We start from the raw sequence: 17,722 nt of genomic DNA on the forward strand, positions 1-17,722 counted from the left end.
TCTCCACCTCGACCTCTCTGTTTCTTACTGTACATTCATTCGAGAGGTACGACAACTATTCTGACACAGGGGGACTGCAATGGGCGTTGTGTCAAGGGTCGCACTCCGTTTGGAGTGCGTGGATTGAAATCATCATGGAGGTAGCCTGGAACAACGATTACAAGCAGTCGCACTCCGTTTGGAGTGCGTGGATTGAAATAGATGCCGGGTGGAGACGGTGACATGTTCAGCATGACGGTCGCACTCCGTTTGGAGTGCGTGGATTGAAATAAGCAGCTGCTGCCCGGATCAGCGGCGATCGACAAGTCGCACTCCGTTTGGAGTGCGTGGATTGAAATTGTGTGGTCCATGTGCCTCCAGCCAATTACTCCAGTCGCACTCCGTTTGGAGTGCGTGGATTCAAAATTAATCCCCATTTTCCTCGTCAAGGATGTGCTCTTTACTGCCAGATGCACGGTATGCTGCTTCGCTATTTTTTGCGCGAGCCTGTTAGCACATCATGTATAAAGTCCCGCCAACACTGCTCATTTTCCCAGTCATTGCTGTTATCTGAGCTATTGATTATTGACGTACCTTCTTGGAAGCGCTTATAAAGAGGGGGTATACTTACTTAAATACTTAGCCAGACAAGGAGAACAGATGAATGAGAAAATCAATGCAGGTTGTAGCCATGATCATGTCCTTTGTCATGCTGGTATCGACAATGGCGCTAAGACCAGCAGTGGCTGAAGCCGCAGACCCGCCAGCAGGAATGATTAAGCTCGCGGGCAACAGCAAATGGAAAGGCAGCGTGTTCGGCGATGTAGGCTCAGGCGGAATTACGGCTGCCAACTTTGGCATCGAGGAAAATAACGACGGAACCGTCACTTTGCGCAGCTCCAATAACGTAGGGAAAATTGTGACAGGCTCTACGTCTACGCCTACGGAGGGGCTTGCCTATTATTATCAGGAAATTCCGACGGATGCGGATTTTGAATTGACGGCAACCGCCCAGGTCGAGGCGTGGACGGCGAATAATCAAGTATCCTTCGGATTGATGGTGCGCAGCAGCGTTGCCGAGAACGTGTACGGCGCGGTGTATGCCGACGGTGAATATGTGGCAGTCGGCGCCATTTCACAGAAAATGCAAGCGTTTCACAAGCAGCTGACGCTTCAGCCGGACAGCAGCATAAAGCCGGTCGTGAAGCTGGACCCGTCAGCTACGGCAGCGGCGCCAGCCAATGGCGCTTCGTATCTTCTCAGCCTCAAGCGCACAGGAAACAATTATGTGCTGAAGATTGGCGACGATACGAAGACGGTAGAAAATGTGGCTGCAGGCATGGCATTTGCCGGTCTGTATACGGCCCGGAATACGAAGGTTACGTTCAGTCAGGTGAACCTGGCTGTGGAGTCCAAGGTGGACTTGGGCGAATGGAAGTTTGAGGCCTTTGGCTCCAATACGAGCACAGGCGATGCCGGACGCAACCCGAACCCGACGGTGCAACAGGACGGCTCGGTGACGTTGAAGGCAACCGGGGGCAAGCTGGCCGGAACAGACGAGGGGCTGTCGTATTACTACAAGCAGCTGCCGACAGCGTCCAATTTCGAGCTGACCGCGAAGGCGACTGTGCGCAGCTTCAACAGCACAGGCTCCATCAGCTCGCCGACGCAAAAGTCATTCGGTCTCATGCTCCGCAATAGCTTTGCACCGGGAACCGCAACCCAGTCCTCCAACTACGTGGCGGTTGGCGGCTTTGGCGGTACGCCAAATGTGATGCAAGCGTTGTACAAGCAAGGCGTTGCCGGTACTGCCAATGGCGGCGCTAACGTCAAGCTGGATTTACCGGGCGTTGCGGCCCCCGCAGCAAATGGCGTTTATGATCTCAAGCTGAAGAAATCCGGCTCTGCTTACGAGATTACAGCGAATGGCGTCAGCAAGCAGCTGGTGCTGGACGGGATGTTTCCCGACAATTTATTTGCCGGGCTGTATGTAGCCCGGGATGCCGAGGTGACGTTCAGCCAGCTGGATTTCAAGGTCAATACGAAAACGACCAGCCAACTGCTCGTCAATGCGGCAGCGATGAAAACAACTTATTTGATCGGAGACAGCCTGGACCTCAGCGGACTGCAGGTAACAGCTGTCAATAGCAGCGGACAGGAACCGCTCTCGAGATTTGATTACATAGTAACCGGCTTCGACAGCACGACCGAGGGCAGCAAGACGCTGACGATCCATTACAACGGTGCAACGGCTACGGTGAACGTTGAAGTGTTGTCCTTGACTGTCACTGCATTGGATATTCAGTATTATCCGGCCAAGACCACGTATTATTTGGGCGATTCCTTTGACCCTGAAGGCTTTACGGTGCTAGCTTCGTATAACAACGGGATGACGCGCGAACTGACAAGCGACCAGTATACGCTGACGATTGACGGAGCGCCGATAGCAGTTGGCGATTACACCTTTCAGACTGTCGGTACGAAAACGGTCGTCATGACCTCGACGGAGACGCCGTCGAAGACAGCTGCCTTTGACGTGACGGTGAAAGGCGCGGCTTTAACCGGGCTGGAGATCCGCCAGCTGCCGCAAAAAACGCTCTACTACCTGGGCGATCAGCTGGAGCTGGACGGCCTGATCGTATATGCGAAGTACGATGACGGCACGGCAGCTCGGCTGCTCAAGGGCGAATTTACGGTCAGCGCGCTGGATACGACGAGTGCCGGCAGCAAAGCGCTGACAATTACGCATAAAGGCAAGACGGTACCGTTAAACGTCACGGTCAAGGTCAAGGAGCTGACCAGCATCGAGGTAACCGGCTATCCGAAGACGACGTATGTGGTTGGAGAAGCCTTTGATCAGGCAGGCTTGCAAGTTTCCAAGGTGTACGACAACGGAGATCGTGAAGCGCTTGCGGCTGGACAATATACGGTGGACGCTTCGAGCTTCAATCCGTCGGCAGCGGGTACGTATGATGTTGTCATCAAGGCCGTGGACTCGGGGCTGCAGCCGATTGTGCTGAAAGCTGCGGTGCGTGACGCTCAGACGGTCAAATGGAACAGTATTCGGTTCGGCCAGTCCACGTCCTCGGCGAATAACAAGGTAAACGTGAAGGACGATGGTACGATCGAGGTGGTTGCGCTTGAAGGCGGTGGCAAGGTAACCGGCGATCACGACGGTATTTCCTTCTATTACACGGAAATTGATGCGGCGCAAGATAACTTCGTGTTGTCAGCTGATGTGAAGGTTGTTGCCTATGCGAAAACGCCGCATGACGGTCAGGAGTCGTTTGGCCTGATGGCGCGGGATGCAATTGGAACGGCGGGAGATTCAAGTGTATTTGCTGCAAATATCGCAGCGGTCGGCGGCTTCAGCGGCGGCACGGGGGCGGCAAATGGCACGCAATTGTTCGTCCGGACAGGTGTGGCGACTAAGGATGGGGCGGGTAGTCAGGGCCTGAAGCTGCAGATGCTGAAAAATGAGTTGCCAGCCGCCGCCAACACGCATCCGGCCAAGCCTTACCGGTTGACGCTTGCGAAAACGAACAGCGGCTACATGGCCAAGCTGAATGACGAGGCGGAGCGTATTTTTTACACGCCGGACATCTTGAACGTGCAGGATTCCAAAATTTATGTGGGCTTCTATGCGGCCCGTCTGGCTACGATTGAGGTAAGCAACATCCGGTTCACAGTGACAGCGGCTCAAGCCGACGCGCCTAAGGTGGAAGCGCCGATTGTACCGGCTACGCCGGACCTGGAAATCGTGTCACTGGATCGTACCTCCCAGACCGAGTATGCACTGCGGGTGAAAGCCAATGTGCGCGGCTCGGTCACCGTGAAGCAGGGACAGACGGTCATCGCGCAGGATACGGCTGTGGAAGCCGGTAAAATTACGGCTATTCCCGCTACGCTTGCAGCGGCGAGCCGGACAAATTTCAGCGTGACGTTTTTGCCGGATGATACCCAACTGCTGACCTCGTACGATAAACTGGTCCGCAACCACTCGGTAACGGTGAAGTCTTATGTGCCGGATGGAGATATTGTTGTATCCCCGACAGGGACAAATGCGGGAACCGGAACGGCTCAGCAGCCGCTTGACCTGGATACGGCCGTTCAATTCGTCCGTCCGGGACAGAAAATAGTGCTGCTCGACGGAACCTATGTGCGAAGCTCGAAGCTGGATATTCAGAAGTATAATGATGGCACAGCTGAGGCGCGCAAATATTTGGTAGCGGCTCCGGGCGCGAAGCCGGTCATTGATTTCGACAAAAAGTCGGAGGGCGTTGTGCTCAGCGGCCATTACTGGCATGTGAAGGGCATAGATTTCAAACGTTCCGCAGCCAACCTGAAGGGCTTTACGGTCGGCGGCAGCCACAATATTGTGGAGCAAAGCCGCTTCTACCAGAATGGCGACACGGGGCTGCAAATCAGCCGGACGGACGGCTCCAACGATCGCTCGGAGTGGCCGTCGTACAATTTGATTTTGAACAGCACGTCGTTCGACAACCGCGACCCGTCCGATAACAATGCCGACGGCTTTGCAGCTAAATTAACGGTTGGCGTCGGCAATGTGTTCCGCGGCACCATTTCCCACAATAATATTGACGACGGCTGGGACTTGTATACAAAGGCCGGTACGGGAGCCATCGGGGCTGTTTTGATCGAGGACAGCATCGCCTTCAACAACGGCTTCCTGACGGACGGCACCGTAGGAGCAGGCGATAAAAACGGCTTCAAGCTCGGCGGCGAGGGCATTCATGTGCCGCATGTGATCCGCAACAGTATCGCCTTTGGCAACGGCGCATACGGCTTCACAAGCAATAGCAATCCAGGTCTTATCGCCGAGAACAACATTGGCTTTAACAATGCGCGCGGCAATCTGAATTTTACGACATATACCGGTATTCCGACCGATTTCAAGCTGACCGGCTTTATGTCGTACCAGAAGGATTACACGGCGAAGGACAGCTATCCGTCTAATCTCGTCTCCAATACGAATTATTTGTTTGACGGCACGCAATCCGTTAACAAATCGGGTGTGAAGCTGACGGATGCGAATTTCGCAAGCTTGCAGCCAGTGAGCGACTACTTGCGTGATGCAGATGGAAATATTGTATGGGGCGAATTTCTGAAGCTGATTGCTCCAACAGGGCCAGGAACGGGAACCGAGCAGCCGGGATCGGATTCGGGCAGCGGCCCCGATAGCGACACAAGCTCAGGCGGAGGTTCGCCGTCAGCGCCTTCCGCATCGGCGCAGCCAACGTCCGTGAACCAGGACGGCAGCGTTACGGTGCAGGCAACCGTTGCCACAGGCGATGGCGGAGCAGCACGGGTGACAATTGCGGCTGCGGCGATCGAGTCGGCGTTGTCCGGCGCAAAAGCGAACAGTGAAGGCAAGAAGACGGTACGTATCGAGCTTGCGGGCGAAACGGCGGCGTTGAAGGATGGCTTTGAGCTGGTGCTCCCAGCGTCCGCGTATCTCCAGGCTGCGGGTGCCGCACAGTTTGAAGTGAAGTCGGCAGGCATTCAGCTGCTGCTGCCAGGCGATATGTTTGCCGCCTCTCAGCTTGCAGGAGCTGCGCAGGTCGGTGTGGCCGTGAAGCAAGTTGCGCCTGCAGGCGCGCTGCAGGAGCAGCTGAACGGCCGTCCGGTGTACGACTTCCAGGTAACGGTTGACGGAAAAGCACTGAGCTGGAACAATCCGACGGCATCGGTTCAAGTGGCAATTCCATACCAGCCGGCTGTCGGGGAGACGGATCACGAGCTGATCGCGGTCTGGTACATTGACGGTCAAGGACAGGTGACGCCGGTGACGAGCGGAGGCTACCGCGCGGCGGATGGGCAGGTGCGGTTTGCGACCCACCACTTCAGCCAATACGCTGTCGTGTACAACCCGCGTACCTTCGAGGACATGGGTTTGACTCCTTGGGCCAAACGTCAAATCGAGGTGATGGCGGCGAAGGGTGTCATTAACGGCGTATCCGCAGCGGAGTTTGCACCGTCCAGCCGGATTACCCGTGCAGACTACGCGCTGCTGCTCGTCAGAGCGTTCAGCTTGACGGCTCAGTTACCGACAGAGCCAGGCTTCTCTGATGTAAAGCCAGCGGACTATTATTATGAAGGTGTAAGCATCGCACAGAAGCTGGGCATCGTGAACGGCACAGCGGCTGGACAATTTACGCCGGAAGCAGCTGTGACGCGGCAGGATATGGCGGTCATGGCTGAACGGGCGCTCAAGGCAGCCGGCGTCAAGCTGGCGACCGACACTGCTCAGGGCAAGACGTTTGCCGATCAGGCGAGCATCGCCAGCTATGCACAGCAGGCTATAGCGAATCTGGTCCAGGCCGGTTTGATCCAGGGCGACGAGGCGAACCGGGTACAGCCTGCGGCGAACTCCTCGCGAGCCGAGGCGGCTGTGCTGCTGTACCGGATGTATCAGTTGCTGCATAACTAAAGCTTGAATGGCATTCTATCATTTATATGAATAGCGAGAAGCGTCCGGTCTGCATGATGCAGGCTGGACGCTTCTTTGCGCAGGACGGGGAGCTGTCGAATTTTTACCTGCCATTTAGGAACGGTTAAGCCTCTATTAAGGTCTATCCCTGATGATAGAGTTAACGAAAGGGAGTACCCTTCGTAGCTGACTCACATCCGAGGAATCAAATCAGGGAGGCTGAACACATGGAAAACATGGATAAGTATACAGTAGTCGAACCGCACGCCACTTACAAAGGCAAGCAACCGCCGCGGCTGCGCGGTATAGTGGCGGCATTTCTGGCTGGTACGCTGCTGACCGGGGGTTGCATGATCGCTTCAGATCGTTTGAACCTGTTTACGGCGGAAGCAGGCGCTTATGTAAATGTTGAGCCGGCAGCGGGCGGGGTCAATACAGCGTCTCTGACTCATGCCGGGCTGGAGCAGGCAGTCGTTAATCCGGGAGGAACAGGCAGCATCTCGGGAATCGTTGATCAGTCCAAGCCGGCTGTCGTCAAGATCGAAACGAAAGTGAAGGCCGAGAGCAGCGCCAATTCGCGGTTCAGCGATCCGCGGTATCGTCAGTTTTTTGATCAAGGAACCGGCGGGGATGCAGGCAAGCTGGAGGATGGCGGTATCGGGACAGGCTTTATTTTTGAAAAGTCCGGCTATATTTTGACCAATGAGCATGTCATCGACGGAGCGCAGGAAATATGGGTTACTGTGCAGGGGCATGATCAGCCGTTTAAGGCGACGCTGCTCGGCAACAGCTATGATCTGGACCTGGCGGTGCTCAAAATCGAGGGAGACAAGGACTTTTCCTACCTGCCTCTGGGCGATCCGGATCAGTCCAAGGTTGGCGACTGGCTTGTGGCAATCGGCAATCCTTACGGCTATGATCAGACGGTCACCGTTGGCGTGCTGAGTGCAAAGGAACGTCCGATTTCGATCCCGGATACGCAAGGAACACGGGAATACAAGCATTTGCTGCAAACCGATACGTCCATCAATCCGGGCAACTCCGGCGGTCCGCTGCTGAATATGAACGGCGAGGTCATCGGCATTAATACGGCGGTGAACGCGGAGGCGCAGGGCATGGGCTTTGCGATCCCGACAAGCACAATCTCGTCCGTATTGGAGCAATTGAAAAATAATGTGACGATTCCGAAGGAGCCTGTCGCCTATCTGGGCGTTGGACTGGAGGATGTTGATTCGAGCTGGGCGGCTGATTTGAAGCTGAGTAAGCAATCCGGCGCGGTCATTGCCCAAATTGATCCGGCAAGCCCTGCATTTGCAGCCGGTCTCCGTACTTACGATGTTATTACGGCCATCAACGGGCAAGCTGTAGCCAGTGCCGACGAGCTGTCTGCTAAGGTCAAGGAGCTGGCGGTGGGCGATAAAGTCAAGCTGACGATGATTCGCAGCGGCCAGACGAGCGAGGTAACCGTAACGGTCGGCAATAAAAACGCCAAGTAACGTAGAACCGATATACGGCTTACTTCTGCTTCTTAATTTATTACGTGAACACCGCCATACTCAAAGCCCCTTTTCCGTTTTGCCGGAGAAGGGGCTTTGAGTATGGGCGGAAATACGGCTCGGCCGCTTGCAGCAAGCCTTCAGGAAGCTTGCCGCTACCTTGCTGTACGGAACAATTTACTCCAGAAGGACGGTTTCTTTTTCGGAAGGACATGTCGTTTGGACCGGGGCATCATATAATCGTCAGCGTCATCCGGCGCATGGATGGAAATTTCGGTAGAGATCGTGTTGCGTTGCTGCGTCTCCAGCGGAACGGTTGACCATTGCACCGTCGGGGCGACTTCGAGCTGGAACTGATGACACGCTTCAAGCTGCTCCAGCTTGTCGGTGAGCAGCCGGTTTTCTTCCTGCAGCTCTTCGATCAGCTCATACAACAATTTCATTGTCAGCTTCGGGGGCTTGGCTGGTTCTTGAGCGGGCTGAGGGTACAGGGACGGCGGCAGGGGCATGGATTCCAATTCGCGAGTAACCTCCATGGGATACGGCAAACCTCCTCTGGTAACTAGATAATAGATATAGCTTTATCATAGAGCAACCGGAGTAAGAATACAGTCGAAATGGACTGTCAAAAACAAGGAAAGCTTGTTTCACTTTGTCGCCGCGTCCAACGCTATTTTTCCGCCTGCCGGGGAAGCCGATAATCTTTACAATCATTTACTCAGCAACCCTGTATTGCGTCATAAAATTCCTTTAACGGGAGGTAAATCTAACCAAATGATTGTTGGAGCTGTTTGGGAACCGGTTTATGATGCAGGGGCAGGACACTGTTGAGGTTGCTCGTGAAGAGAGGAGGAAACGTGATTTAAAGGTGATTTGCGTGTTGAAGCGCTGTGCTGCAAGCAGGGCATGCACTGCGATTCCGAAAATCTGCGAGGATCTGCGAGGAGGAAAACAATGAAAGTTAAACGATGGATCAGTACAACTGCAGCGCTGGCGCTTGCTTTCAATATGGTGCTGGCCGGAACGGTTGCGGTAACGCCAGCCGTGCATGCGGCCGAGGAAGGTATGCTGCTGACGGAGCTTATGCTTGACGACTACGAAGCCATATCCGGGCCTGAGGAGCTGATTGCGGCGGGGTATGCGCTGACACCGAATCCGGGCACAGCGACAAATGAAGTCCGGGTGCTGGATGCCGGACAAATCGTCAACGGTACCGTTAACAACGATCGCACGGGCAAGGTGCTGCAGGTGAAGGATGAGAGCAGCAGCGATACAAGGTTCAGCCGGCTCCTGCCGATTTCTGCAAGCGGTTTCGTAACAGTTGAATTCGACTGGCGTATTGACAAGAATGGCGCGGACAGTCATGGATACAAGGTGCTGCGCGTTGAAAATGAGGCGGGTCAAGCGTTTGCCGAGCTGCGTCTTAGCGACAGCGGCGCGAACCTGTCCCAATATTTGTACGGCACGGGCTCGAACAAGAAAATCATTTCCGGCTACCAGAAGGATCAATGGTATGCAGTGAAGATCGAGCTTGACCTGGCAGCGAAGAAAGCGCAGGCGTTCGCGCGGCCGGTCGGTTCTACAGCCGCTTACAGCACGGGGGGCGTGTTTGACTTCTCCGAAGCCGCCGCCGCGGACGGAGCTGTAGCCAAGCTGACCGGCTTCACCACCGGTGCGCAGACGGCCAATATGTACTACGACAACCTCAAGGTGTACACAAAAACGGCGCTGCCGGCAGCTCCTGACGGCTTGCAGGCTGAGAACGGCAGCGGGCAAGTAACGTTGTCGTGGAGCGCGGCAAACGGGATGACGTATACCGTCAAACGTTCTTTGACCAGCGGCGGACCTTACACGGAAATTGCGGCAAATGTGGCTGCAGGTACGTTCACGGATCACGGGCTGGTGAACGGTACCGTTTATTATTATGTTGTCACGGGCCAGGCGAACGGACTGAGCAGCGGCAATTCGGTGCAGGTTAGCGGGCAGCCGCAGTCCGCCTCCACGTCCCCCGAAGCGCCGACTGATTTGAAAGCGCTGACAGTTGGCGGCAACGTTATGTTAACCTGGACCCCGGTGAGCGGGACGGCAAGCTATACCGTGAAGCGCAGCAGCGGCGGCCATGCTTATACGACGGTTGCAACGGGCTTGTCCGCGCCTGGCTATACGGATTCGGATGTAGAGAGCGGAACCTCGTATTCTTATGTCGTTAGTGCTGACTATGCCAATGGGGAAAGTGTGCCGTCCGAGGCGGCAACGATAGTTCCTGTCGCAGGCGCAGCGGTTGATGCTTACAACATGACCGGTTTTTCTTCGACCAATGTCGGCGGAGGCACGATCCCGGAGACGGACGCGAAGTATATCAAGGTGTATACGGCGAATGATTTTGCCAAAGCGATCGGTAAGAAAAACGGGTATAAGGTCATCGAAATTATGAATGATCTCGATCTCGGCTGGAACGAGATTTCCGCTGAAGCGAAGGCGACGGCAGGATCGCTGTTCTCGGCGCACAACGCGGCCAAAACACATCCGGTGCTGCTGGAGACGGGCGTTACCAAAATTTACATCCAGGATTTGGCCAACATGACGATTTTCTCGGCGAACGGCGCGAAAATCAAGCATGCCAGCTTTGTAGTCAAGCGTGTGAACAACCTGATCATTCGCAACCTCGAATTTGATGAACTGTGGGAATGGGATGAGCAGACCAAGGGCGATTATGACAAAAACGATTGGGACTACCTTACGCTGGAAGCTTCTTCCCAAGTGTGGATTGACCACTGTACGTTCCATAAATCGTATGACGGCGGCATTGATATCAAGGAGGGCTCCTCGGGTATAACGATCTCATGGTCGCTGTTCAAGGGCGATGACCGCAGTCCGAACGGCTGGGTCGGCCAGCAAATTCAAGCGATGGAAGCGGAGCTGACAGCGAACCCAGGCTCGACGAAGTACCCGATGTACAAATTTCTGCGTAATCAGGGGCTGAGTGTTGAGGATATTATCGCGGTTTCGGCCGGGCAGAAAAAGCAGCATCTGGTTGGCGCCAATGAGTTGAAAGCGAACAATGCCGATCTGCAGGCTACGCTGCATCATAACTATTATGTCGATATGCAGGACCGGATGCCGCGTCTGCGGGGCGGAAACGTCCACGCGTACAACATCGTGATGGACACGGCCGGCAACTGGGCGGCGAAAAAACGAATCTCGGCGGCGCAGGAAGCGGCAATCGACGCTGCCGGGTATCATTTCGGCGTGACGAGCAACGGCGCAATTTCGACGGAAAATGGTGCGGTGCTGATCGAGAACTCGCATATTATTGATATTTTGTATCCGATCCGCAACAACCAGAAGGACCCGACTAAGCCGCAGTTTACGGGCAAAATTGCCGCGAAAAACACGATTTATTCGCTGGACGGCCAGCTGTTTCAAGGCGACAGCACAACAGCAGGAAGTCCGCTTGCTCCCGTTCCGGCGCCTGTGCTGGACTTTTCCTGGAGCGGTATGACGGAGCTGCCGTATGCGTACGCGCCGGATAATCCGGCGACGTTGATGGCGCGGTTAACGGCTCCGGACGGAGCGGGCTCCGGGAAGCTGCAATGGAGCAAGGAAAACTGGCAGCGGACGTCCGGGTACACGGGCGGAACGACGATGCCAGTCGTCCCGAACGCGGTGACAGGTGTGGCGGCCAGCGTCACTGATGACGGCCAGGTTGCCTTAACCTGGAGCGCGTCTGCAGGCGCCGCGGCCTATCAGGTCAAGCGCAGCACAACGGATGGCAGCGGCTACACAAAGCTGACCACCGTGTCCGGTACAGGTTATACCGATACCGCAGTAGCTGCGGGCACCACGTATTATTATGTAATCACGGCATCGAACGCAGCCGGGGAGGGCGCTCCGTCCGCGCAAGTTAGCGCGAAGCCGCAAATCTCACAAGGCGGGGGCACGAAACCGGCGGTGCCGGGCGAGCTGGTCGCTTCGGCCGGCGATCGCCGCGTGTCCTTGTCCTGGGGGGCTGTGCCGGGGGCTGTCGCTTATGCAGTGAAACGCGGCGCTTCACCGTCCGGACCGTTCGTCGCAGTTGCCGCGAGCGTGTCCGCCACCTCTTATACGGATCTGGCGGTTTCTAACGGCACGACCTATTTCTATGTCGTATCCGCTTCAAACGGCGCGGGGGAAGGTGCGGATTCGGCCCCGGTTATGGGCACACCGGCGGCTGCCACCTCGGCGGTGCAGCCAGGCGATCTGATTGTTTCCCCGGAGGGGCTGGACGCAGCCGAAGGCACGCTGGACAGCCCGCTGTCGCTGATGGCGGCGCTGACGCGAATCGAGCCCGGACGTACGATTCATATGCGCGGCGGTGTTTATGCTTATGATGTGCAGGTGACGATTGACCGCGACAACAGCGGCACGCCCGGGGCGATGAAGAAGCTGATCGCTTACGGCTCCGAGCAGCCGGTATTGGATTTTTACGCGCAGCCTTACAACGCCAAAGACCCTTCGCAAAATGCGCGAGGCTTGCAAATTAACGGCAGCTACTGGCTGATCAAAGGATTTGAAGTCCGCGGCTCGGCTGACAACGGCGTCTATGTGGCAGGGCATTACAACCGCGTCGAAAACATGAATATTCATCATAACAAGGATACAGGCTTGCAAATCGGGCGTTATATGGCAGGAGCGCCGCGTGAGGTATGGCCGAGCTACAACCAGATTATCAATGTGTATTCGCATGATAATTTTGATCCTGATGATGGGGAGGATGCGGACGGCTTTGCCGCGAAGCTGACCGTCGGGCCAGGCAACGTATTTGACGGATGCATTGCGGCTTACAACACGGATGACGGCTGGGATCTGTTCAGCAAGTCCGAAACGGGGCCGATCGACCCGGTTGTCATCCGCAACAGTGTTGCCCATCACAATGGCGCCACTTCGGAAGGTCAATCTACCTCCAACAGCGACGGCAACGGCTTCAAGCTTGGCGGTGAAAAAATTGCCGTCAACCACATTGTCGAGAACAGCGTCGCTTATTTGAACAAAAAGCATGGCTTTACGTATAACAGCAACCCGGGCTCGATCCGCCTGACCCACAATACGTCCTGGAGCAACGGGCAGTCGAACTTTGCTTTTGACATAGGGACGCACGTGTTCACGAACAACCTGTCTTACAGCGGGGGAGCCAGCGATAAAAAGTCCGGCACTGACGTCGATAACAGCAATGTTTGGTGGATCAGCAAAAAGAGCACCAACGGCAAAGGGCTGAAAGCGACCGATGCTGACTTTGTCAGCCTGACTCCATCCTTGACGCGTCATCCGGACGGCTTCCCGAATTTGGGCGATTTCCTGAAGCTCGCGGCCAGCAGTCCGCTGAAGGGAGCCGGTACGCCTGCAGGTACGGATATCGGAGTTCTTCCTGCCGTATCTGCGGGAGGGGACGGAAGTACTGGAGGAGGAGAAACGGTTCAGACGGCCGCCGCCTTGAGCGCTCCGGGAGCGGTTGCCTTCGGTCAGACGTTCAGCTTCGACTACGGACTGACTAACGTTTATGCGGCAGATCCGATCTACGCGCAGGAGCTCAGCTTTCAATATGATGCCGCTGCTGTTGAGTTTGTGTCGGCGGAAACGCTGACCACTGGCTTATCGGTCATTCGGGTGAATACTGATACGCCCGATCATGTACGAATTTTCGCGGCAAGCCTTGGTCAGGAGGAAGGGATAAAGGCGGACGGACCGCTGCTCAAGCTCAACTGGAGGGCCAAGACGCTGAACCAATCCCAAGCGACTGCCATCCTGCTGACCTCGGTAAAGCTGGCTAATGCCCTCGGGCAAATGTCATCGGCGCCGGGGGCCACGGTGAATGTCACGCTCGGCAGCCCGCTGCAAACGTCGGCGCTGCAGGCGGCGATCGCGTCCGCCCAAGCGGCTCATGACGCTGCTGTCGAAGGAACCAAAACCGGACAATATCCGGCTGGCTCCAAGGCAGAGCTGCAGGCGGTCATCCGCCTGGGCTCACAGACGCTGCTTCAGACGGCTGCTACTCAGCAGCAGCTGGACGAGGCCGCGGCTGCCGTCAAGGTCGCGCTTGATGTGTTTCAGGCGAAGAAGCTGGCTCCGGTGCCCGGTGATCTGAATGATGATCGTCAAGTCGATATCAGCGATCTGGCCATGCTGGCGGCTGCGTACGGGTTGAACGCGGATCACGCGGAGTGGAGCCGTTATAAACATATGGATGTCAATCAGGACGGCGTCCTCAACATTGTTGATCTTTCTTATGTAGCCAGTCAGATTCCTTAACGACTCGGAAAGGGGAAGCCTCCTCCATGACATTCAAACATTGGCTGCCTGCACTGGCGCTGCTGCTGTACTCGGTCTCGGTTCCGTTTGCGCAAACGCATGCCGAGGGTACTGCATCTTTCCGGCTGACGACGGATGCGCTGACGACAGCAGCGGGCAAGGAGTGGCGGGTTAAGCTGCAAGGCCAGCAGCTCGACAGCATGTATGCGTATGAAGCCGTATTTGAATATGATCCTGCCCGGTTGAAGCTGGCTGAGGCCGGGTCTTCCCTGGGCGGGAACGGCTTCGCCATTCAACCGATTGTGGAAGGCAGCAAGATAACGTTTGCCTACACGCAGATGGGGAACTCGCCAGGGGCAACCGGTGATGCCGAGCTGGGCAGCTTGACTTTTCAAACGTTGGCTCCGGGGCAGGCGACTGTTCGCTTGTCTGAAGTACTAACAGTATCCGCAGGGCGGCAGGAAGCCCAATGGACCGGCAGCCAAACGGCTTCGACGGTTGTGACATCAGTCTCGCTGCCAGATCCCTCTGTGGACCCGGACTCGGATAACGGCGGCTCAGAAACGGGAGGTTCGGACCCGGGTAGTTCCGGATCTGGCTCCGGCGCTGGTCCTGGTGCGTCTCCGAGTCAGCCGGGAAGCCCTGCGGCCGGTAATCTGTCTGTTTCTGGTGAGCATGCCAAGCAAGAGGTGCATATTCCGGTGGGCCAAACGAAGCAGGTTCAGGATGCTGCCGGTCGGCCAATTGAGGTTGCTGTCGTCAGTGCGGAAAGCTTGACCCAGGCACTGGATGAACTGAAGTCGGATTCCGTACGGGACAGCTACGTTCGAATTGAACTTCCGGCGAGCGGGCAGCCTGTTAAGCTCGGACTGCCCGCGGTCTCATTGGCCGCTGCCGCCGCGCAGAACCCTGAGCTTGTCCTCAGCATCCAGACCGGGGGCGCTTCCTATGAGCTGCCGGTGCGGGCGTTGGACACGGACTGGCTGGCTGCGGAGCTGGGTGTGAAGGCAGAGGAGCTGCAGATTGCGGTTCAGATTGGCAAGCCTTCAACAGCGGACGTTCAGGCCATCGCTGACGAAACGAAGAACTCCGGTGCGGTTTTGCTTGGAGAAGCGCTTGACTTTCATGTCACGGCCGAAAGCGGCGGAAGAGCGCTTGTAGTCGAACATTTCGGAGGCATTTATGTGACCCGTTCAATGACGTTATCCGGCCATGTTGATCCAGCGACCGCGACCGGCGTGCTGTACAATCCGGGCACCGGTGGACTGAGCTTCGTCCCTACCCGGTTTCAAGCGCTGGATGGCGGCGGAACAGCCGCACATTTGAAGCGGCAGGGGAACAGCACTTACGCAGTCATTCGGCAAGCCAAATCGTTTGACGATACGGTCGGTCATTGGGCGCAGGCCGAAATTGAATTGCTTGCCTCAAAGCTCATCGCAAGTGGACGGACGGAGCGCGAATTTGTACCTCATGAACGGGTGACGCGCGCCGAGTTCGCGACGCTGCTTGTGAAGGGGCTTGGGCTGCAGCCGCGGATAACCTCGACATTCCGCGATGTGTCTGCGCCGGATTGGCATGCAGCCTACGTCGGGGCAGCCGTAGAGGCGGGCCTGGTCGAAGGTTTGGAGTCTGATGTTTTCGGAGCGGACGAAAGCATAACACGAGAGCAGATGGCGACGATGCTTATTCGGGCATTTAAGGCGGCTGGCAAGTCTCCTCACGCGGCGGGGGCGGGTCAGAGCGAACGATTTGCCGACCATGCGTCCATCAGCGGCTGGGCCAAAGAAGGCGTCGGTCAGGCGTTCGCCAGCGGCTTGATGAACGGCAAGTCGGCGGAACTATTCGATCCGGCTGCGCCTGCAAACCGGGCTGAGGCGGCTGTTGCCTTGAAGCGGCTGCTCCAGGCAGCGGAATTGATCGACTAACGATGACGTAGGCGATAAGCTTACGATCTGGAGAAGGATGTGACACGATGAGAAGGAATGGTCTATACAGAGGACTGTTTACGCTTTTCGCTGCGATCGTCATTGCTATGTTTGGATGGCCGCATACGCCATCGGCTAATGCTAATGGGGCGCTGCTATCCGGTTGGTCCGAGGCGTTCACAGATCGCACGCTCGTCGCTGCAAATTCCGTTACGCCGCCAGGCGAGCCGTCAAATGATCCGGTCATTGCTTTGTCCGGGCCAACCGATGCCGTATTGCCTGGTGAACTTTTCACGATAACATATGGACTGAACGTTGTTTCCGCCAGCGTCTATGAAACGGTTTATAGGCAGACGCTGATGATAGATTATGATCCGGCAGCGCTAAGCTTTGTGAGTGCTCGTCCAGCTCGCAGCCAACTGACGTTGACCCGGCTCGATGATGGAACTCCAGGCAAGCTTGTTCTTACCGCTCAAAGTGAGGGACCCGAGAGCGGGAACACGGCGGATGGCCCGCTGCTGGAGCTGAACTGGAAAGCTGCTCAGCCTGCGTTCGGCGCTTCGTCGGAGGTGCGAGTCGTTCATGCGCTGCTAACCAGCCGGATTGGTGAGCAAATGGAAGCAAGCCCAGCTTCGCATACGGTGCTTTTTGCATCGCCAGCGATTGCTAAGTCCGCTTTGCAAACGGCACTGGCTGAAGCGCAGGCACTTTATGCCAGTTCCGTTGAAGGGAAGATGACCGGCCAATACGAGCCAGGCGCCAAGCAGGTGCTGCTGCCGGTGCTGCAGGCTGCGGTTGCGCTGCTGGAGCAGGCCGTTCCCACTCAAGCTCAGCTTGATCGGGGGCTGGAAAATTTACGGCAGGCGGTTCAACAGTTCCGCAGCCAGCAGCTTGCACCTGTGCCAGGTGATGTAGACGGCAACCGCGAGGTCGATTTGGGCGATCTCGGTCTGATAGCCGCCGCTGCAGGCATGCATACCGGCAGCCTGCAGTGGGAGGCGTTCAAGGTGTACGATGTAAACGAGGATGGGGTCGTCGACGTGAAGGACCTGGAGTTTGCTTCGGCGCTGATCCGTTAGGGAAAAGCTTATTTCACACACCTAGAGAACAAACGCTGCTGCGCTACGAGGGCAATGAAACAGGTGCGGCGGCTTAGACAAAATGATATTCGATCGTTGTGGTCCCCGGATGTTTTGACACTTACCTGCCTTTGGGCAGATCATATTCGGGGACAACAGCGAACACTAGTGTGTCTAATGAGTAGACTATTTTAGAAGGTTCGTCATCGGCATGCCGCCGACCGGAACCGTACGTGCATGCCCGTCTCTTGCATCATTTATACATTCACCTGCTTGGATCTGGTTCACGTACTTCGACTTGGCACCAAGTTGTACGAAAGTCTTGCAAAACCAAATCAGATATGGTACATTACAACTCGGCCGTTCGAGAGAACAGCGCCTGCAACCATCTTATAGAAGCCTCTGCACCAGCGGGCAAGCCCCTGGGATGGAAGAAAAAAGAGGGTTGCAAAACAAAACGGAATATGGTACATTACTTCTCGCCCCTTGAGAGAGAGGCAAGCAAGC

6 protein-coding genes and 1 CRISPR repeat array are annotated in these 17,722 nt (G+C 56.1%); of the genes, 5 read left to right on the plus strand and 1 reads right to left on the minus strand.

All coding sequences use genetic code 11. The features are described 5' to 3' along the window. The first annotated feature begins 97 nt into the window (after positions 1 to 97). A CRISPR array of direct repeats spans positions 98 to 405; the repeat unit is 33 nt; unit sequence GTCGCACTCCGTTTGGAGTGCGTGGATTGAAAT. A 238-nt stretch (positions 406 to 643) separates the two neighbouring features. Next, entirely contained in the window at positions 644 to 6,430 is a 5,787-nt protein-coding gene (locus AC6ROY_RS24510; protein WP_500103187.1) for a right-handed parallel beta-helix repeat-containing protein, read from the plus strand. Between the two features lie 227 nt (positions 6,431 to 6,657). After that, positions 6,658 to 7,926, plus strand: coding sequence for a S1C family serine protease (locus AC6ROY_RS24515; RefSeq protein WP_500103188.1), 1,269 nt, complete (start codon positions 6,658 to 6,660; stop codon positions 7,924 to 7,926). A 155-nt stretch (positions 7,927 to 8,081) separates the two neighbouring features. On the opposite strand, the gene AC6ROY_RS24520 is transcribed toward AC6ROY_RS24515, so the two are convergent. Next, positions 8,082 to 8,369 carry a hypothetical protein gene (locus AC6ROY_RS24520; protein ID WP_500103189.1) on the minus strand — a complete coding sequence of 96 codons (288 nt, stop codon included), beginning with the start codon at positions 8,367 to 8,369 and terminating at the stop codon, positions 8,082 to 8,084. Between the two features lie 511 nt (positions 8,370 to 8,880). Between AC6ROY_RS24520 and AC6ROY_RS24525 the strand changes: the two genes are divergently transcribed. From AC6ROY_RS24525 to AC6ROY_RS24535, 3 genes are read left to right on the plus strand one after another with little or no spacing between them, the layout of a single operon-like run. Next, complete coding sequence (locus tag AC6ROY_RS24525; protein WP_500103190.1) at positions 8,881 to 14,211, plus strand: right-handed parallel beta-helix repeat-containing protein; 5,331 nt, start codon at positions 8,881 to 8,883, stop codon at positions 14,209 to 14,211. A 26-nt stretch (positions 14,212 to 14,237) separates the two neighbouring features. Further along, positions 14,238 to 16,136 (plus strand): S-layer homology domain-containing protein, encoded by a 1,899-nt coding sequence (locus AC6ROY_RS24530; protein ID WP_500103191.1) that lies wholly within the window; start codon positions 14,238 to 14,240, stop codon positions 16,134 to 16,136. Between the two features lie 47 nt (positions 16,137 to 16,183). Next, positions 16,184 to 17,215, plus strand: a complete 1,032-nt coding sequence (locus AC6ROY_RS24535; protein ID WP_500103192.1) for a dockerin type I domain-containing protein — start codon at positions 16,184 to 16,186, stop codon at positions 17,213 to 17,215. Positions 17,216 to 17,722: the final 507 nt, after the last annotated feature.

Source organism: Paenibacillus sp. sg306046 (genome assembly GCF_059821225.1).

What these genes read in the sequence shown, in the direction of transcription:
- AC6ROY_RS24510 (WP_500103187.1), top strand. Translation starts at nt 644, where the DNA reads ATGAGAAAATCAATGCAGGTTGTAGCCATGATCATGTCCTTTGTCATG.
- AC6ROY_RS24515 (WP_500103188.1), top strand. Translation starts at nt 6,658, where the DNA reads ATGGAAAACATGGATAAGTATACAGTAGTCGAACCGCACGCCACTTAC.
- AC6ROY_RS24520 (WP_500103189.1), bottom strand. Translation starts at nt 8,369, where the DNA reads ATGAAATTGTTGTATGAGCTGATCGAAGAGCTGCAGGAAGAAAACCGG.
- AC6ROY_RS24525 (WP_500103190.1), top strand. Translation starts at nt 8,881, where the DNA reads ATGAAAGTTAAACGATGGATCAGTACAACTGCAGCGCTGGCGCTTGCT.
- AC6ROY_RS24530 (WP_500103191.1), top strand. Translation starts at nt 14,238, where the DNA reads ATGACATTCAAACATTGGCTGCCTGCACTGGCGCTGCTGCTGTACTCG.
- AC6ROY_RS24535 (WP_500103192.1), top strand. Translation starts at nt 16,184, where the DNA reads ATGAGAAGGAATGGTCTATACAGAGGACTGTTTACGCTTTTCGCTGCG.